General features: G+C 73.8%; 17 protein-coding genes. 9 read left to right on the plus strand and 8 right to left on the minus strand.

Going from position 1 to position 17,717, the window contains the following annotated elements; translation table 11 throughout:
* The first annotated feature begins 134 nt into the window (after positions 1 to 134).
* The gene (locus ACZ47G_RS32155) at positions 135 to 578 is read left to right on the plus strand and encodes a ribosomal maturation YjgA family protein (RefSeq protein ID WP_465748768.1); all 444 of its coding nucleotides are present in this window, start codon (positions 135 to 137) and stop codon (positions 576 to 578) included.
* Positions 579 to 590: 12 nt separating this feature from the next.
* Here ACZ47G_RS32155 and ACZ47G_RS32160 read toward each other — a convergent pair whose 3' ends face one another.
* Positions 591 to 1,373, minus strand: coding sequence for an SGNH/GDSL hydrolase family protein (locus ACZ47G_RS32160; protein WP_465748770.1), 783 nt, complete (start codon positions 1,371 to 1,373; stop codon positions 591 to 593).
* Positions 1,374 to 1,595: 222 nt separating this feature from the next.
* Here ACZ47G_RS32160 and ACZ47G_RS32165 point away from each other — a divergent pair, with 222 nt between their 5' ends.
* The gene (locus ACZ47G_RS32165) at positions 1,596 to 2,519 is read left to right on the plus strand and encodes a 4Fe-4S domain-containing protein (RefSeq protein WP_465748771.1); all 924 of its coding nucleotides are present in this window, start codon (positions 1,596 to 1,598) and stop codon (positions 2,517 to 2,519) included.
* A gap of 241 nt (positions 2,520 to 2,760) precedes the next feature.
* Positions 2,761 to 3,585, plus strand: coding sequence for a dimethylargininase (gene ddaH, locus ACZ47G_RS32170; RefSeq protein ID WP_465748773.1), 825 nt, complete (start codon positions 2,761 to 2,763; stop codon positions 3,583 to 3,585).
* Between the two features lie 79 nt (positions 3,586 to 3,664).
* Here ddaH and ACZ47G_RS32175 read toward each other — a convergent pair whose 3' ends face one another.
* The 5 genes from ACZ47G_RS32175 to ACZ47G_RS32195 all read right to left on the minus strand — a co-directional run bounded on the left by ACZ47G_RS32175 (position 3,665) and on the right by ACZ47G_RS32195 (position 8,378).
* The gene (locus ACZ47G_RS32175) at positions 3,665 to 4,318 is read right to left on the minus strand and encodes a LutC/YkgG family protein (RefSeq protein ID WP_465748774.1); all 654 of its coding nucleotides are present in this window, start codon (positions 4,316 to 4,318) and stop codon (positions 3,665 to 3,667) included.
* Positions 4,315 to 5,733 (minus strand): lactate utilization protein B, encoded by a 1,419-nt coding sequence (locus ACZ47G_RS32180; protein WP_465748775.1) that lies wholly within the window; start codon positions 5,731 to 5,733, stop codon positions 4,315 to 4,317. Before ACZ47G_RS32180 ends, ACZ47G_RS32175 begins: the two co-directional genes overlap by 4 nt.
* Positions 5,730 to 6,491 carry a (Fe-S)-binding protein gene (locus ACZ47G_RS32185; protein WP_465748895.1) on the minus strand — a complete coding sequence of 254 codons (762 nt, stop codon included), beginning with the start codon at positions 6,489 to 6,491 and terminating at the stop codon, positions 5,730 to 5,732. The genes ACZ47G_RS32180 and ACZ47G_RS32185 overlap by 4 nt, the downstream gene beginning before the upstream one ends.
* A 92-nt stretch (positions 6,492 to 6,583) precedes the next feature.
* Positions 6,584 to 7,765 carry a globin domain-containing protein gene (locus ACZ47G_RS32190; RefSeq protein WP_465748777.1) on the minus strand — a complete coding sequence of 394 codons (1,182 nt, stop codon included), beginning with the start codon at positions 7,763 to 7,765 and terminating at the stop codon, positions 6,584 to 6,586.
* A 169-nt stretch (positions 7,766 to 7,934) separates the two neighbouring features.
* Complete coding sequence (locus tag ACZ47G_RS32195) at positions 7,935 to 8,378, minus strand: RrF2 family transcriptional regulator (RefSeq protein ID WP_465748779.1); 444 nt, start codon at positions 8,376 to 8,378, stop codon at positions 7,935 to 7,937.
* A 300-nt stretch (positions 8,379 to 8,678) separates the two neighbouring features.
* Here ACZ47G_RS32195 and ACZ47G_RS32200 point away from each other — a divergent pair, with 300 nt between their 5' ends.
* From ACZ47G_RS32200 to ACZ47G_RS32210, 3 genes are all read left to right on the plus strand, one after another.
* Positions 8,679 to 10,289, plus strand: a complete 1,611-nt coding sequence (locus ACZ47G_RS32200) for a YVTN family beta-propeller repeat protein (protein WP_465748781.1) — start codon at positions 8,679 to 8,681, stop codon at positions 10,287 to 10,289.
* 116 nt (positions 10,290 to 10,405) lie between these two features.
* Positions 10,406 to 11,062, plus strand: a complete 657-nt coding sequence (locus tag ACZ47G_RS32205; RefSeq protein ID WP_465748783.1) for a helix-turn-helix transcriptional regulator — start codon at positions 10,406 to 10,408, stop codon at positions 11,060 to 11,062.
* 8 nt (positions 11,063 to 11,070) lie between these two features.
* Positions 11,071 to 12,201, plus strand: a complete 1,131-nt coding sequence (locus ACZ47G_RS32210; RefSeq protein ID WP_465748785.1) for an aminotransferase class I/II-fold pyridoxal phosphate-dependent enzyme — start codon at positions 11,071 to 11,073, stop codon at positions 12,199 to 12,201.
* 64 nt (positions 12,202 to 12,265) lie between these two features.
* On the opposite strand, the gene nagB is transcribed toward ACZ47G_RS32210, so the two are convergent.
* Positions 12,266 to 13,048, minus strand: coding sequence for a glucosamine-6-phosphate deaminase (nagB, locus tag ACZ47G_RS32215; protein ID WP_380461201.1), 783 nt, complete (start codon positions 13,046 to 13,048; stop codon positions 12,266 to 12,268).
* Positions 13,049 to 13,350: 302 nt separating this feature from the next.
* Entirely contained in the window at positions 13,351 to 13,758 is a 408-nt protein-coding gene (locus ACZ47G_RS32220) for a hypothetical protein (protein ID WP_465748787.1), read from the minus strand.
* 329 nt (positions 13,759 to 14,087) lie between these two features.
* Here ACZ47G_RS32220 and ACZ47G_RS32225 point away from each other — a divergent pair, with 329 nt between their 5' ends.
* The 3 genes from ACZ47G_RS32225 to ACZ47G_RS32235 all read left to right on the plus strand — a co-directional run bounded on the left by ACZ47G_RS32225 (position 14,088) and on the right by ACZ47G_RS32235 (position 17,621).
* On the plus strand, positions 14,088 to 14,873 hold the full coding sequence (locus ACZ47G_RS32225; protein WP_380461199.1) for a serine/threonine protein kinase: 786 nt from the start codon (positions 14,088 to 14,090) through the stop codon (positions 14,871 to 14,873).
* A complete protein-coding gene (locus ACZ47G_RS32230) occupies positions 14,870 to 16,420 on the plus strand; it encodes a serine/threonine-protein kinase (protein WP_465748790.1) in 1,551 nt (516 codons plus the stop codon). The genes ACZ47G_RS32225 and ACZ47G_RS32230 overlap by 4 nt, the downstream gene beginning before the upstream one ends.
* A gap of 91 nt (positions 16,421 to 16,511) precedes the next feature.
* Complete coding sequence (locus ACZ47G_RS32235) at positions 16,512 to 17,621, plus strand: calcium:cation antiporter (protein WP_465748792.1); 1,110 nt, start codon at positions 16,512 to 16,514, stop codon at positions 17,619 to 17,621.
* The last annotated feature ends 96 nt before the right edge of the window (positions 17,622 to 17,717 follow it).

Consider the following 17,717-nt stretch of genomic DNA (forward strand, 5'->3'; position numbering starts at 1 on the left):
TCATCAGGGGGAGTGACGTCCGGCGTCGCGCGGTGGTTCCGGGGGCGGGGACGTGAAGGTGGGGCGTGTCTTCGAACTCCCGTCTGCGGGGCGTTCGAAGACACGCCCCAGAACGGGCACGTACCGTGGGGCGGGTGAACGATCTTCGAGGCGGCCTGCCCGCCCGGCTCCCCGCCGCCGCGGCCGCGGTGCTCACCGTGGCGGCCGGCCTGGGTGTGCGAGCCGTGCTCTCCGGCGACCGGGCCAAGTACGCGGGCGACGCGCTCTACACCGTGCTGGTGTACGCCCTGGTGGTGCTGATCGCCCCGCAGGTCCGCCCGGCGCGGGCGGTGCTGTGGGCGGCGGGGGTGAGCTGGGCGGTGGAACTGTTCCAGGCCACCGGGCTGCCGGACGCGTGGGGGCGGCACAGCGGGCTGGTGCACCTGGTGCTCGGGTCGACCTTCAACCCGCCGGACCTGTTCTGGTACCTGGTCGGCGCGGCCGGCGCCGCGCTGCCGCACCGGATGCTGCTGCGCCGGACACTGTCGCGCCGGGCACCGCGGACCGGTCCGGCCGCAGCGCCCGGCGCCGAGGGTTGAGTTGACGGAGCGTCAGAGCGGAAGCAGATCCGGCCGCTTGGCCTCGACGTGGTCGCCCGAGGACTCGCCGCGCAGGCGCCGGCCGACCCAGGGGATCAGGTACTCGCGCGCCCACTGGAGGTTCTCCCGCCGCTGGTCGGCGGGGGTGAGGGTCCGGGTGGTCGGCCACGGGGCCTCCGGGTCCTCCTGGGTGCGCAGGCCCAGCGAGCGGGCGGCCAGCAGGGCGACCCGCTGGTGCCCCTCCGGGGAGAGGTGCAGCCGGTCCTCGCTCCAGGCACGGCGGTCCTGCACCGCGCGCAGCGACCACAGGTCGGCGACCTTGCAGTCGTAGCGGTCGGCGACCGCCCGCATGTGGCCGTTGTAGGTGGCGATCTTGCCGCGGAGGTGCTTGAGCAGCGGCACCTCGCGGGTGTCGAAGCCGGTGCAGATCAGCACCGTCCCCGCGTTCTCGGCGAGTTGGGCGATGGCGGCCTCGAAGCGGCCGGCCACCTCGTCCGGGTCGCTGCCGGGCCGCAGGATGTCGTTGCCGCCGGCGCAGAAGGTGACCAGGTCCGGCTGGAGCCGGCGGACCTCCGGCACCTGCTCGGCGACGATCTGGTCCAGCAGCCGCCCGCGCACCGCCAGATTGGCGTAGCGGAACCCGCCCGGCGGCCGTCCGTCGGCGAGCAGCCCGGCCAGGCGATCGGCCCAGCCGGCGAAGGCGCCGTCGGCACCGGGGTCGTTCAGGCCCTCGGTGAAGCTGTCCCCGAGGGCGGCATACGAACTGAGGTCAAGGGTCTCCTGGAGGTTCGGCATGAAAGAGATAGTTCACCCAATCAAGTGACCTACGCCACCGTAGGTGCTCCTGGCGGCACGTGAGATGGGCCACGTACCCTGGCCGGCCCCTTCCGGGCCGCAGAGCGGCGTGCCCGGGAAAGCACAAGATCCGCGCCCCCTTCCACTTCCCGGCCGGTCGGGACGATGCTCGAAGTACGGCGCGTCGCTGCGGCCGCCGTTCCTTCCTGGGGGACATCAGCCATGAACCGATCCGAGAACTGGTCCGTCGACGACCGCTGCACCAACTGCGACGTCGCCCGCCAGCTCGCACCCGACCTGATCCGCGAGCACGACCGCAAGTCCGAGCTGATCCGCCAGCCGCGCGACGACGCCGAGCGCCGTCAGCTGCTGGCCGCCGCCCACGCCTGCCCGACCCGCTCGATCCGCCCCGGCACCGGCCGGCTCGACCCGGCGACCGACCCCTTCCCGCTCGCCCTGGACGAGGACGGGGCGGGGGACGGGCACACGGCGGGGGACGGGAAGACGGCGGGGGACGTGCTGATCCTCGGCCACAACTCCCGGCAGACCGCCGGCGCCACCGCCTACCTCTGCCGCCGCCCGACCGGCTGGGTCATGATCGACACCCCGCGCTACAGCGAGGCGCTCGCGGCCCGCTACCAGGCGCTCGGCCCGGTCACCGACGTCCTGCTCACCCACCGCGACCACGCCGCCCACGGCCGGGAGTACGCCGACCGGCTGGGCGCCCGGCTCTGGATCCACGAGGGCGACCTCGCCGCCGCGCCGGACGCCGACCGGGTGCTGCGCGGCACCGACCCGGTGGAGATCTCGCCCGGCCTGGTCGCCCACCCCTTCCCCGGTCACACCCTCGGTAGCGTGCTCTACGTCGCCGACCGGCGCTACTGCTTCAGCGGCGACAGCCTGTACTGGTCCCGCACCAACCAGGACATCGAGGTGCAGGAGGCCGTCACCTGGTACTCGATCGAGGAGCAGTCCGCCTCCCTGGACCGCAGCCTCGACGCGCTGCGCTTCGAGTGGCTGCTGCCGGGCCACGGCGACAAGCGGTGGATGTCCGCCGAGGAGGCGGACCGCCGGCTGCGCGCCCTCGCCGTCCGGGCCCGCGCACTGCGGACCGAACCGGTCGACTTCGCGGCAGTGCGCTGGTGAGCGTGGCGCGCTGGTGACGGCCGTGAGCCGGTGAGCGTGGCGCGCTGCTGACGGCGGCGCGCCGCTGATCGTGGTGCGCCGGTGAATACCGTGCGCCGGGGCTCGCGCCGGGTGCGCGGGGGGTTGCGCCCGCCGGGGGCGCCCGCGCGGGTGTGCGAACGGGGGCGGCGGGGCAGCCCGCCTCTGGAGCGACACGGTACCCGTGCAGACCAACTCCCCGCGAACCGAGGACGGTTGAGCAATGCCCACGCACACCCCGGCACGTACGGCGCGACCCCGGCGCTACCTGATGTGCCGGCCGACGTACTTCACGGTGGACTACGCGATCAACCCGTGGATGGACCCGTCACAGCCCACCGACACCGCACTCGCCGTCCGCCAGTGGGAGCGGCTGCACCGCACGTACCGCCGCCTCGGCCACACCGTCGAGCTGATCGACCCGGTGCCCGGACTGCCCGACATGGTCTACGCCGCCAACGGCGCGACGGTGCTGGACGGCCGGGCCCTGGTGGCGACCTTCCGCTACCCCGAGCGGGCCGCCGAGTCCGACGCCTACCAGTCCTGGTTCCGGCTGCACGGCTACCGCGCGGTGCGCCGCGCCGGGCACGTCAACGAGGGCGAGGGCGACCACCTGGTGGTCGGCCGCCGGGTGCTCGCCGGTACCGGCTTCCGCACCTCGCGGGCCGCGCACGCCGAGGCGGAGCAGCTGTTCGGCGTGCCGGTGGTCAGCCTGACCCTGGTCGACCCGCGCTTCTACCACCTGGACACCGCGCTGGCCGTCCTCGCCGACGACCACGTCATGTACTACCCGGAGGCCTTCGACGCCGACAGCCGCTCCGTGCTGCGCGCCCTCTACCCGGACGCGATCCTCGCCGACCGGGCGGACGCCGAGGTGTTCGGGCTCAACGCGGTCTCGGACGGGCGCCGGGTGCTGCTCCCGGAGGCGGCCAAGAACCTGGCCGGCCGGCTGGCCGAGCACGGCTACGAGCCGATCCCGGTGGACGTCTCCGAGCTGCTCAAGGGCGGCGGCGGGGCGAAGTGCTGCACCCTGGAACTCCGCCCCTGACCGCTCAGCCCCTGACCGCTCAGCCCCTGACCGCTCCGTCCCTGGCCACTCCGTCCCTGGCCACTCAGCCCGTGACCGCTCAGCCCGTGACCAGCAGCACCTCCAGGGTGCGCGGCCCGTGCACCCCCTCGACCCGGTCCAGTTCGATGTCACTGGTCGCCGAGGGCCCGGAGATCCAGGTCTGCGGGCGCGCCGGGTCGAGCCGGGGCAGCGCCAGCGGGACGGAGGCGACGACCTGCTCCGGTGCCCGGACCACGCACAGGTGGTGGTCCGGGACGAGTGACAGCAGCCGCCGGCCCTGGCCGGGCCCGGCGTCCAGCACGATGGTGCCGGTCTCGGCGATCGCCAGCGCGCAGCCGGTGACCACGCTGTCCACGGCGTCCAGCCGGGCGGCGGTGAGGCTCCCGTCGTCCGGCACCGGCGTGACCCCGGTGGCCGCGGCGAGCCAGCCGTCCGGCAGTCCGGCCGGCACCGCGACCGTACGGCTGCCCCGCGCGGCGAGCAACTCCGCGATGAGCTCCGGGAGTCGTGCAGCGGTGCAGCGGTGCACCAGGGCCCGGTAGTCGGCCAGGTTGCGGTGCAGCAGGTCGAGCAGCGCGGCCGGCTCGTCGGGGTCCAGGTGCGCGGTCGAGTAGTGGCGCGCCACCGGCTGTTCGGCCGTCGTGGCGACGTCCCCGAGCGCGGCCCGGATCCGGCCGAGGATCAACTCCCGGGCGTCGGAAGGTGTGTTCATGTGCGGTTCCTCCGCCACCAGTCACGGAACGGCTCGGCCGGCACCTCCGGCAGGTCCCGGCTGTCGGTCCAGGCCCGCCCGGGGCCGGGCAGTCGGCGCGGGTGCAGGGCACGGGTGCGCCCGGCGAGTCGCTCGGCGGCCGCGAGGGCCGCCGGATGGTCCAGCAGGTACCCGGCGGCGGCGACCGCCGCCCGCTCCACCGGGTGCCCGCCCTGCTCGGCGACCCGTTCGCGCAGGTGCACCAGCACCTCGGGGATGTCGATCGCCACCGGGCACACCTCGTAGCAGGCTCCGCAGAGCGTGGAGGCGTACGGCAGCGAGGCGTCCACCGGGCTCGCGGTGCCGCGCAGTTGGGGGGTGAGGATGGCGCCGATCGGTCCCGGGTAGACCGAGCCGTAGGCGTGCCCGCCGGCCCGCTCGTACACCGGGCAGACGTTGAGGCAGGCGGAGCAGCGGATGCAGCGCAGCGCCTGCCGGCCGACCTGGTCGGCCAGTGCGGTGGTGCGCCCGTTGTCCAGCAGCACCAGGTGGAACTCGGACGGGCCGTCGCCCGGCGTCGTCCCGGTCCACAGCGAGGTGTACGGGTTCATCCGCTCGGCGGTGGAGGAGCGCGGGAGCAGTTGGAGGAAGACTTCGAGGTCCCGCCAGGTGGGGACGACCTTCTCGATGCCGACCACGGAGATCAGGGTGCGGGGGAGGGTGAGGCACATCCGGCCGTTGCCCTCGGACTCGACCACCACCAGGGTGCCGGTCTCGGCGACCATGAAGTTGGCGCCGGAGACGGCCACCCGGGCGCGCAGGAACTTCTCCCGCAGGTGCAGCCGGGCGGCTTCGGCGAGTTCGGCCGGGGAGTCGGTCAGGCCCTCGGGGGCGGGGCGGCCCCAGTCGGCCATCCGTTCGGCGAAGATCTCCCGGATCTCGGCGCGGTTGCGGTGGATCGCCGGCACCAGGATGTGCGAGGGCCGGTCCTCTCCCAACTGCACGATCAGTTCGGCGAGATCGGTCTCGTAGGCGGTGATCCCCGCGGCGGCCAGCGCCTCGTTCAGCCCGATCTCCTGGGTGGCCATCGACTTGACCTTCACCACCTCCGTCTCGCCGGTGGCCCGGACGAGTCCGGCGACGATCCGGTTGGCCTGCTCGGCGTCCGCCGCCCAGTGCACGGTGCCGCCCGCCGCCGTGACGGTCTCCTCCAACCGCACCAGGTAGCGGTCGAGATGGCGCAGGGTGTGGTCCTTGATCGCCTTCCCGGCCGCGCGCAGCTCGGCCCAGTCGGGCAGTTCGGCCACGGCCCGGGCGCGTTTGTCGCGGATGGTGTGGGTGGCGTGCCGCAGGTTGGCGCGCAGCTGCCCGTCCCGGACGGCGCCGGCGGCGGCCCGGGGGAAGGCGGGCATGCCCAGGAAGGTGCCCGAACTCATGACGGCCTCCAGGGGTGTTCCTCGGTGGCGGCCAGGATCTCCGCGAGGTGCAGCGGCCGCAGTGGGTCGCCCCGGCGGCGCAGGGTGCCGCCGAGGTGCAGCAGGCAGGAGTTGTCGCTGCCGCACAGGACTCGGGCGCCGGTGCCGAGGGCGTTGGCGAGCTTGTCCTCGGCCATCGCCGCCGAGACCGCCGCGTTCTTGACCGCGAAGGTCCCGCCGAAGCCGCAGCACTCCTCCGCGCCGGGCAGCTCCACCAGCTCCAACCCCCGTACGGCGCGCAGCAGTCGCAGTGGCCGCTCGCCCAGCCCGAGCAGCCGCAGGCCGTGGCAGGAGGGGTGGTAGGTGACGGTGTGCGGGAAGTGGGCGCCGACGTCCTCGACGCCGAGCACATCGATCAGGAACTCGCTGAGCTCGATCACCCGGGGCGCCAACGACAGCGCGGCGTCGGTGAGTTCGCCGCCCCGGCCGTCGGCGGCGGCCCGGGCGCCGATCCGGGGGTAGTTGTCCCGGACCATCGCCACGCAGGAGCCGGAGGGCGTCACCACGTGGTCGTACCCGGCGAAGGCCCGGGCCGTCCGGCGCACCAGCGGCTCGCAGGCCCGGCGGTAGCCGGTGTTGTACTGCGGCTGCCCGCAACAGGTCTGCCCGGCGGGGAAGTCCACCGTCACGCCGAGGCGTTCCAGCAGGCGCACGGTGGCGATCGCGGTGGCGGGGAACAGCGCGTCGTTGACGCAGGTGGCGAACAGCGCGACCCGCACTCCGAGCTCCTCACGTCGAAACGGCACCGGTCCGCCCGTGATCGTACCGAGCGGACCGGTGCCGGCGGAGGAATCCGACGGGATCGACGGGATCAGGCGCCGAGCCAGAGGTCCGGCCCGAAGACCTCGTAGTGGATGTCGGCGGCCGGGACGCCCGCCGCGAGCAGTTGCCCGCGCACGGCGCGCAGGAAGGGCAGCGGGCCGCACAGGTAGGCGGTGGTGCCGGCCGGGATCTCGACGGTCGACAGGTCGACCAGGCCGGTGCGCTCGGTGGGCCACTCGCCGAGCGGCTGCTCGTAGAAGACGTGGGCGGTGGCGTCGGCCAGCTTGGCGGTGAGCTGCTCCAGGTCGGCGCGGAAGGCGTGGCTGAGCTGGTCGCGGTCGCCGTGGACGGAGACGACCCGGCGGGTGGAGCCGGTGGCGGCGAGGTGGTCGAGCATCGCGGTCATCGGGGTGTTGCCGATGCCGGCGGAGGCGAGCAGCACCGGGCCGTCGCCGTCGGCGAGGAAGATGTCGCCCAGCGGGGGCGCCAGTTCGACGGTGTCGCCGGCGTGCAGGTGGTCGTGCAGGTGGCCGGAGACCTCGCCGCCGGGCTCGCGCTTGACGCTGAAGCGCAGGGCTCCGTCGGCGCGGCCGGAGAGGCTGTACTGGCGGATCTGGTGGGCGCCGTCGGCGAGTTCGGTGCGCACCGAGACGTACTGGCCGGGCCGGGAGGCCGGGGCGGGGCGGCCGTCGGCCGGGCGGACCAGGTAGGTGGTGACGCTCTCGGTCTCCTGGTGGCGGGCGACGACGGTGTACGGGCGCCAGAGGTCGGCCGGGTCGCCGCCGGCGGCGACCTCGGCGCGCAGCCGGTCCTCGACGGCGATCAGCGCGTTGGCCATCAGCCAGTAGACCTCGTCCCAGGCGGCGGCGACCTCGGGGGTGACGGCCTCGCCGAGCACCTCGACGATCGCGGCGAACAGGTGCTCGTGGACGACCTTGTACTGCTCGCTGTCGATGCCGACCGAGACGTGCTTGTGGGCGATCCGGGCGAGCATCGCGTCCGGCCGCTGGTCGGGGTGGGCGATCAGCGCGGAGGCGAAGGCGGCTATCGAGCCGGCCAGCGCCTCGCGCTGGGTGCCGTTGGCCTGGTTGCCCCGGTTGAACAGGTCGCGCAGCAGTTCCGGGTGCGCGGCGAACAGCCGGTCGTAGAAGCGCGGGGTGATGTCACCGATCGCGGCGCCCACGACGGGCAGGGTGGCCTCGACGACCTCGGCGGACTTCGCGGACAGCATCAGAGGAGCTCCTGACTGGTAGCTGAGAACGGCTGAGAACTGGTAGCTGAGAACTGGTAGCTGAGAACCGGCAGCTGAGAACCGGCAGTTCAGAACCGGCAGCTCAGAATTGGTATCTGAGATGCGTATTAAAGGCCGTGGGCGCCGACTGACCCCCGGGGGGATGGGGTCAGGCGGCGGGTCCGGGGGTGAGGCTGAGCAGCACCGGCCCGGTGGGGGAGGCCACCAGGTCGTCGATGCTGAGCGGGTCGAGCGCGGCGAAGAACGCCTCCTGCGCGGTGCGCAGTGCCCCGCGCAGCCGACAGGCGGCCCGCAGCGGGCACGGCGGGTCGTCCTCGCAGCCGACCACGTCGCCGATGCCCTCCAGCTCGCGCAGCAGCAGGCCGAGCGAGCCGGTCCGCCCGGCGAAGGTGATCATCAGCCCGCCGCCGCGTCCGCGCCGGGCCTCCACCACCCCGAGGTGCTGCAGCCTGCTGACCACCTTCGCCGCGTGGGTGTACGGCACGCCGACCGACTCGGCCACCTCGCGGGTGGTCGGGTTCTCGCCCTCGCCGGCCACGGCCAGCCGCATGGCGATCCGGAGGGCGATGTCGGTGCTCTTGGTCAGCCTCACGATCGAAACGCTAGCGAATACGACTCCACAACTCCAATTTCCTGCACGATCCCGACTGAGACCCTGGTCACCCCGGGGCCGGATCGCGGGGGAGTCCGGCGCCGAGGGGGGTCGTGGCGGCCGCTTCCCGGTCGAATCCGAACAGTTGGCGACATTACCGATCAGCTCCTGACCCGCCATCAGCAACCGCTCTACGCTTCCTGCGGCTCCGGAGCCACGTCCTTCACCGCACCCCTGCCTGCCGACTCCCCTGGAGATCCCTTGAGACCACGTCGTGCACCCCGGCGCGTCTGGACGGCCGTGACGGCGATATCCGCCGCCACGGCCGCACTGCTCTCCCAGCCCGCCACCGCCGGGGCCGCCGCGCCGCCGCCCACCGTGACGGCCCAGGTGCCGGTGGCGCCGTACCCGGCCGGGGTGGCGCTCACCCCGGACGGCTCCCGGGCCTACGTGACCAGCCAGAGCAGCGGCACGGTCAGCGTCCTGGACACCGCGAGCAAGGCGGTCACCGCCGCCTTCACCGCCGGGACGGGCTCCTACGCGGTCGCCCTCTCGCCCGACGGCCACCGCGCCTACCTGACCCACCACCTGGACAACGCGGTCAGCGTCGTGGACACCGCGAGCAACACCGTCACCGCCACCGTCCCGGTCGGCGCCGAGCCCTGGGGCCTGGCGCTGTCGCCGGACGGCGGGCGCGCCTATGTCAGCAACGCGGGCGCCGGCACGGTGAGCGTGCTGGACACCGCGAGCAACACCGTCACGGCGACCGTCCCGGTCGGCGCCGAGCCGCACGGGCTCGCCGTCTCCCCGGACGGCAAGCGGCTGTACGTCGCGGCCTCCGGCGCCAAGGCGGTGAACGTGGTCGACACCGTGAGCAGCACGGTGAGCGCCACCGTTCCGGTCGGCCACAGCGCCTTCGGCCTGGCGCTCAGCCCCGACGGCAGCCGGCTGTGGGCAGCCGACGGGGACGACACCACGGCGGTCGTGCTCGACACCGGCGCCGGCACCCTGCTGGGCACCGTCACCGTCGGCAACGGCCCCTACTCCGTCGCCCTCGCCCCGGACGGCTCGACCGCCTACGTCTCCAACTACGCCGACAACACGCTCAGCGTCATCGACGCGGCCAGCCGGACCGTCACCGCGACCGTCCCGGTCGGCGCCAGCCCGTACACCCTGGCGCTGAGCGCCGACGGGCGGCGCGGCTACCTCGCCGACTTCACCGGCAACGCCGTCGAGGTGCTGAACTTCCCGCTGCCGGTGCCCGCGGTGACCGGGATCAGCCCCAACGGCGGCTCCGGACTGGGCGGCACCACGGTGACCGTCACCGGTACCGACCTGAACGGCGCCACCGCCGTCACCTTCGGCGCGGCCGGCCCGGCCACCTCGTTCAGCTGCACCAGGACCAGCTGCACCGCGACCGCGCCCGCCACCACGGTGACCGGCCCGGTGGACGTCCAGGTCACCACGCCCGGCGGCACCAGCGCCGCCGTCCCGGCCGACCGCTTCGGCTACACCGCGCCCAGCGCCCACCTGGCCGTCGCGCTCGCCGCGAGCCCGGTCTCCGGCCTGTTCGGCAGCCGGGTCGACTACACGGTGACCCTCACCAACCAGGGCCCCGACCCGCTCACGGGAGCCGTCGTCTCAGCCGCCCTGCCCGCCGGGCTGACCACGACGTCGAGCGACTGCACCGTGGCCGCCGGCAAGCTCGGCTGCGCCCTGGGGGCCCCGCTCGCCAAGGGCGCCGCCACCACCCGGCACTTCTCGGTCGCCGTCGGCCCGCTGAGCCTGATCTCCTCCTGGGACGTCACGGTGGCCCGTACCGCCGGCACCCCCGCCGACCCCTCGCCCGCGACCAGCCGGGACACCCGCAGCTGCACCTCGGTCCTCGGCCTGCTGATCACCTGCCGCTGACCGGCCCGCTCGGGAGGCCCCGTCCGGAACGCCCGGGCGGGGTCCTCCCGTGTCCGGGGGCGCGATCCCACCGTTGGCTCTGGACGGAGTGTCCGAACCGGACGTACAGTCCGTCCATGCCTGCCGAAACCCCCGACCCGCGCGTGTCGACCTGGTCACCGGTCTGCCGCGCGGTGGCACTGCTGCTCGGGCCCTACGCCGAGGTGGTGCTGCACGACACCGCCACCGACCGGGTGCTGGCGATCTGGAACCCGATGACCGTCCGCGCCCCCGGCGACCCGTCCCTGTTGGGCGAGCTGGACGGCCTGGACCCGTCCGCGCCGGACGTCTACGGACCGTACGAGAAGCTGCTGCCGGACGGGCGGCGGCTCTCCTCGGTCAGTGCGGTGCTGCGCGACGCCACCGGCCGGCCGTCGGCGGTGCTCTGCGTCAACCTGGACCGAGGCCCGCTGGACCAGGCCGCCGCCCTGCTGGCGAACTTCGCCGCGCCCACCGCGCCCCGCCCCGAGCCGCTGTTCGAGCGGGACTGGACGGAGCGGATCAACGACGTGGTCGGCGGCCACGTCCGCGCCCGGGGCCGCCCGCTGGAACGCTTCACCCGGGAGGACCGGCTCACCGTGCTCCGCGAGCTGGACGCCGCCGGGGTGTTCGCCGTCCGCCGCGCCGTACCCGTCGTCGCCGTCGCGCTGCGGATCTCCCGCTCCACCGCCTACGCCCTGCTCGCCGAGCTCAAGCACCCGGCCGGCCCAGGCGTCGGCCCCAGGAAGGACTGAGGAAACAGATGACCCAGCTGCCCGACTTCCGGTTGGAGGCCTACTTCACCCGCTGGGAGTTCAGCGCCCGCCACCACCTGACCGCCTCCGACGCCCAGACCATGACGATGGCCGAACTGCTCGCCCTGGCCGGCCCGGAGGACCGCGAGGCCTGGGACACCCTGTCGCTCGGCTACAGCGAGACCTTCGGCGACCCGGGCCTGCGGCAGGCGATCGCCGGGATGTACGAGCGGGTCGAGGCGGACGACGTGATCTGCTTCGGCGGCGCCCAGGAGGGGATCAACCTTGCCATGCAGGTGCTGCTCGGGCCGGCCGACCACGCGGTGGTGCTGACCCCCAACTACCAGTCCGCGGAGACCATTCCGCTCTCGCTCTGCGAGGTCACCGGCGTCGCACTGGACGAGCGGCAGGACTGGGCGCTCGACCTGGACGCGGTGGAGGCGGCGCTGCGGCCGAACACCAGGGTCCTCTCGGTCAACTTCCCGAACAACCCGACCGGCACCCTGATCGACGCCGCCGACCTCGCCCGGCTGGCCGAGCTGTGCGAGGAACGCGGCATCCGGCTGTTCTCCGACGAGGTCTACCGCGGCCTGGAGCGCGAGCCGGGGCGCATCCTGCCGCAGGCCGCCGACCTCTCGCCCACCGCGCTCTCGCTCAACGTGACCTCCAAGTCGCTGGGCCTGCCCGGGCTGCGGATCGGCTGGATCGCCTGCCGGGACCGCGAGCTGCGCGGCCGGCTGGAGCGGGCCAAGCACTACACCACGATCTGCAACTCGGCGCCCAGCGAGGTGCTGGCCCGGATCGCGATCACCGCCCGGGAGCGGATCCTGGCCCGCAACCGGGGCATCATCGCCGAGAACCTGCCGCTCTTCGACGCCTTCTTCGCCGAGTTCCCCGAGCTCTTCGAGTGGCGGGCCCCGGACGGCGGCTGCGTCACCTACCCGCGCTACCTCGGGGCGGACGGCGTCGAGGACTTCTGCACCGCGCTGGTCGAGCAGGCGGGCGTGCTGCTGATGCCGGCGAGCATGTTCCGCTCCGAACTCACCCCGACCCCGGCCGACCGCTTCCGGATCGGCGTCGGCCGCAGCGATCCGGGCCCGGCGCTGGAGGCCTTCGCCGAGTGGCTGCGCAAGCGCTGAAACGCGTCCGGGGCCGGGACACCCGCGCTGGGTGTCCCGGCCCCGGGTTGCGGGCGGACAAGCCCTAAAGCTTCTGCCAGGCCGGCTTGGCCGCGTAGGTGTCGCGGAAGTAGTCGGCGAGCTTGAGGCGGGAGGCGGCGGCCTCGTCCACCACCACGGTGGCGTGCGGGTGCAGCTGGAGCGCCGAGGCGGGGACGGCGGCGGCCAGCGGGCCCTCGACGGCCAGGGCGACGGCCTCGGCCTTGGCCTCGCCGGTGGCCAGCAGGACCAGGTGGCGGGCTTCCAGGATGGTGCCGATGCCCTGGGTGATGACGTGGTGCGGGACCTCGTCGATGCTGTCGAAGAAGCGGGCGTTGTCCACCCGGGTCTGCCGGGTCAGGGTCTTGATCCTGGTCCGGGAGGCGAGTGAGGAGCAGGGCTCGTTGAAGCCGATGTGGCCGTCCGTGCCGATGCCCAGCAGTTGGAGGTCCACCCCGCCGGCCTCGGCCAGCGCGCGGTCGTAGGCGGTGGCGGCCGCGGCGATGTCGGCGGCGTTGCCGTCCGGGCCCAGGAAGGACTCCTCGGTCAGGCCGAGCGGCTCGACGACCTCGCGCAGCACCACCGAGCGGTAGGACTCCGGGTGCCCGGCCGGCAGGCCGACGTACTCGTCCAGCTGGCAGATCCGCGCCCGGGAGGCGTCCAGCCGGCCGTCCCGGACCCGGGCGGCGAGGGCCTGGTAGATCGGCAGCGGGGTCGAGCCGGTCGCGACGCCGAGCAGGGCCTCGGGCTTGTCGGTCAGCAGATCGGTGATCGCCGCGGCGATGAGTTCGCCGGCCGCTGGAGCGTCAGGGACGATCACGATTTCCATACTGGGTCCACCGTTCTGGGGCGAGGCTGAGGTCTAGACCTGCGCGGTCTAGACCAGTTTGCCGTGAACGTGGCCCCCAGGTCCACCCGGGGCCGGTGCCGGAGCCCGGGCGTTCTGCCTGGTCCGGGCTCCCGGTGCCGGACGGACGGGGAGCCGGGGCCCGAAAAAGGCCCCGGCTCCCTGCGCCCTGTCGTACGGGCTGCCCTGTCTTACTGCCTGTCTTGCTGCCCTGTCCTACGGATGGCGTTCCACCGGTGAACGGTCGGGATGTTCCGAGCTCCCCGACCGAACAGGGGGCCGGATCAGAACGGGTTGGTACAGGTGGTCACCTGCTTGCTGACGTCCAGCGCCGGGCCGGCGGTGGCGCAGATGATGCGGGGGGCGGTCGCGGTGACCTTCGGGGTGACGGCCTGGGCGGAGCCGAGTCGGACGGTCGTCGCGCTGGCGACCGTCTCCCACGGGCTGCCCCAGGCCTGCTGGGTGCGCACCTCTACCTGAACCATCGTCAACTGGGTGGGGTCCGCGTTGACCTGGGCGATGCCGACGATGCCCTCATCGTCGGCCTGGTGCGTGATGCAGGGGCGGTTGAGCACCGTGGCGCAGGCGACGGTGCCGGCCTCGGACGTCGCCGTGGCGGCCATGGCGGGCGCAGCCGACAGCCCTGCTATCCCTGCCACCGTCATCATCACGGCTGCAATCCGAGCGCGCATGATACGAACCTCCTTGGAAATTAAGGGAATCTCACTCCTTGAGATGAGTGTTGCACACATCCTGGAATCGGCGGGTGTGCGATGCGTCACACTCATGGTGACGGTTCAACTACTGGCTGCAATCGTTCGTCGGATGTTCAGCGCGCGGACGAGTTCCGGACTGACGGCCGATCAGTTCGTGGGCGGTGCGAAGCCCTCCTCCCTGCGGCGGAGCCAACTCCCCGCCGATCCTCCGGCGTTGGCCCTGGTCCGTCACTCGTCCGGGTGGCGCATTGCCACCGGGGCGAATCGGACGGATACCATCGAGCCGATCCCACGGAGGTGGCTGCGTGGACACGGTCATCGTGCAACTGCCCGGCCCGGGGCCGGACCTGGCGCCCGGCGCGGCAACCGGTACGCCCTCCGGCGCCGCACCCGGACTGCTGCGGATGGGCCCCGGCGAGACCGCGGTGTTCGGACGCGGCGAGCCCGCCCGCCCGGTCGCCATCCCGCTGCCCGACCAGGGCGTCTCCCGCCGCGCCGGCGAGGTGGTCGCCGCCGAGGACTACTGGCGGCTGTCCAACTTCAGTGCCACCGCCACCTATGTGGTGGAGAACCTCGAAGGCGCGGGGGAGCACATCAAGGTCGCCCCCGGACGCCTCGGCGCACCCGTCCCCTTCGAGCTCTCCCGCGTCCTGCTGCCCGCCCTCGGCGAACCCGCCGCCTTCAAGGTCTTCGCCCCGCAACACGCCTACCTGGACGGCCAATCCGGCGGCGCCGACGGCGAACGCACCGTCAGCCCCTTCGCCCTGGACCCGACCGCCAAGTACTTCCTGGTGCTGCTCGCGCTCTGCGAGCCCCGGCTGCGCTCGCCCTCCACCGCCGCCGTCCCCGGGGTGACCGAGGTGCTGGCCCGGCTGCGCGCCCTGCCCTCCTGCCGCGGACTGACCCGCTCGGCGGTGAACTACCACATCGACTACCTGGTCGGCGCCAAACTGCGGCTGCGCGAGCCGTACGAGGAGGGCCCGGCCGGCGGCAAGCGCGAGGAACTGGTGGCCCTGGCCCTGCGGTTCGACCTCGTCCGGGAGGAACACCTCCCGCTGCTCCCGCCCCGGCGCCCGGTCACCCGGCCGTGAGCCCCGCCGACCGACCGGGCACCGACCGACCGGACACCGACCAGCCGGGCACAGACCAGCCGGGCGCCTCTCGACCCGGCGCCGCGCGGCCGCCCTTCGAGGTCCCCGACGGCTACCCGCTGGCCGGCTACCGCACCGGTGCCTTCCTCGGCGCCGGCGCCTGGGGCAGCGTCTACGCCGCCGAGGGGCCGGACGGCACCCCGGTCGCCGTCAAGATCCTCGGCCCGACCCGCTCCAGCCCCGGACAACGCCGCACCATGGTCCAGATGGCCGCCGGCGAGCTGCGCTTCAGCCGCCGCGCCGACCACCCCCACCTGATCCGCACCCTCGCCGTGGTCACCGTCGAGGACCCCGGCCACCCCGAACTGGACGGCGCCGTCGCCCTGGTGATGGAGCGCGCCGCCCGCAGCCTCCAGGACCTCCTCGCCGACGCCCGCCCCGGCACCCCGCTGCCCGGCGCCGAGCGGATCCTCGCCGAGGTCTGCGCCGGGCTGACCCACATGCACCGGGTCGGCTGGGTGCACGGGGACCTCAAACCGGCCAACATCCTGCTGATGCCCGACGGTACCGCCAAGATCGCCGACTTCGGGCTGACCGCCGAACTCGAGGGCACCCACGCCTACGCCCCGCCGCTCGGCTCGCCCGACCACGTCCCGCCCGAGTGGTGGTCCCAGCGGACCGGCGCGCGCGGGGTCGCCGTACGCCCCAGCGCCGACGTCTGGGCCTTCGGGGTGATCGCCCACCAGCTGCTCACCGGCGGGCTGCACCCCTTCCTCGGCGCCACCGCCCGGGCCCGCTCGCTGGCCGCCCAGGCGTACGCGCGCGGCGCCGCCCCGCTGCGGCTGGACCAGGCGCTGCCGACCCGCTGGCGGCCGGTGGTGGCGGCCTGCCTGGCGCCCGGCCGGGAGGAGCGCGCCCGCACCGACCTCGCCGCGCTGGTCGCCCGCGCCACCGCCCGCCCGGCGGGCCGCCGCCGGGTGCTGCGGGCCGGCGTCGGCCTGCTGGCCTGCACGGCCGTGCTGCTCGCGGTGACCGGCGGCCCCGAGCCCGTCCGGCCGGGCACCCACCGGGCCGCACCGCCGCTGCCCGGGGCGATCCCGGCCGGCTCCGACGTCCCGACCGCCTACCGGAGCATGATCGAGGACGCCGCCCGGCGCTGCCCGGAGCCTGAGGTCACGCCGGTCCTGCTGGCCGCGATGCTCAAGGCGGAGAGCGGGTTCGACCCGAACGCGGCCCGTCCGGAGACCGGCGAGTACGGCATCGCGATGTGGACGCCCGCCGTCTTCGAGGCCTGGGCCAAGGCCGCCAACCACGCGGGCCCCAAGTCGTACCTGGACCCGGGCGACGCGATCGCGGCGATGGGCAACTACGTCTGCTGGCTCGACCAGCAGCTCAAGCGGCACGGCTTCGCCCGGGACCTGCCCGCCCTGGTCACCGCCGCCTACCGGACCAGCGACAAGACCGTGGCGGCCGCGGGCGGCGTCCCGGAGCGGGTCCGGCCGCACGTCGACAAGGTGCTCCGCTATCTGGCCGACTACGGCGGGTGACGGTGCGAACCGGGATGAGTTGTGCCACATCCCCCCGTATCCCGGCGCGGGCACCCGGAGGACCGGCCTCCGGTCTGGGATCCTCGGGCGCATGATCACGAAGCTCCGCGCGGCCACCGCGCAATGGACCGTCGTCGTCCCGGTGGCGGCGTTCGTCGTCCTCGCCCTGACCTGGCACGAGGACCTGCCCGGCTGGGTGGTGGGCGTGGTCGCCGTGTTCCTGATCGGAGCCGTGCTGGCGGCCGTGCACCACGCCGAGGTGATCGCGCACTGGACCGGGGAGCCGTTCGGATCGCTGGTGCTCGCGGTGGCCGTCACGGTGATCGAGGTCGCGCTGATCGTCACGCTGATGGCCGACGGCGGGGACAAGTCCGCCACCCTCGCCCGGGACACCGTGTTCGCCGCCGTGATGATCACCTGCAACGGGATCATGGGCCTGTCGATCATCGTGGCCGCGGTCAAGTACCGCACCGCCGTCTTCAACGCCGAGGGCACCGGCACGGCGCTCGCCTGCATCGCCACCCTCGCCACGCTCAGCATGGTGCTGCCGACCTTCACCACCAGCACCCCCGGCCCGCAGTTCTCCACCACCCAGCTGACCTACGCGGCCATCGCCTCGCTGGTGGTGTACGGGCTGTTCGTGACCACCCAGACCCTGCGGCACCGGGACTACTTCCTGCCCGTCACCCCGGAGGGCAAGGTCCGCCGGGTCGAGGACGAGGAGGACCACGCGGCGCCCCCCACCGTCCGGGCCGCCGGGGTGAGCCTGCTGCTGCTCGCCGTCGCGCTGGTCGCGGTGGTCGGTCTGGCCAAGGGCGTCTCGCCGACCATCGAGTCCGCGGTGGACAGCGCCGGGCTGCCGCACGCCGTGGTCGGCGTGGTGATCGCGATGATGGTGCTGCTGCCGGAGACCATCGCGGCGCTGCGCTCGGCCGTCCGCAACCGGGTGCAGACCAGCCTCAACCTGGCCCTCGGCTCGGCGCTCGCCAGCATCGGCCTGACCATCCCGGCGGTCGCGATCGCCTCGGTCTGGCTGTCCGGCCCGCTTGTGCTCGGCCTCGAACCCTCGCACCTGGTGCTGCTGACCCTGACGGTCGTGCTCGGCACCCTGACCGTCATCCCGCGCCGGGCGACCCTGCTGCAGGGCGCGCTGCACCTGGGGGTGCTGGCGGAGTTCGTGGTGCTGGCGGTGAATCCGTGACGAGGGTGAACCGCTGAGGCCCTCCGGGCCGTAGAACCGAACGGAAGCCCCTGGCACGTCCCCCCGTGCGGTCAGGGGCTTCCGTCGTCTTCGGCC

Source organism: Kitasatospora sp. NPDC030952 (genome assembly GCF_055571335.1).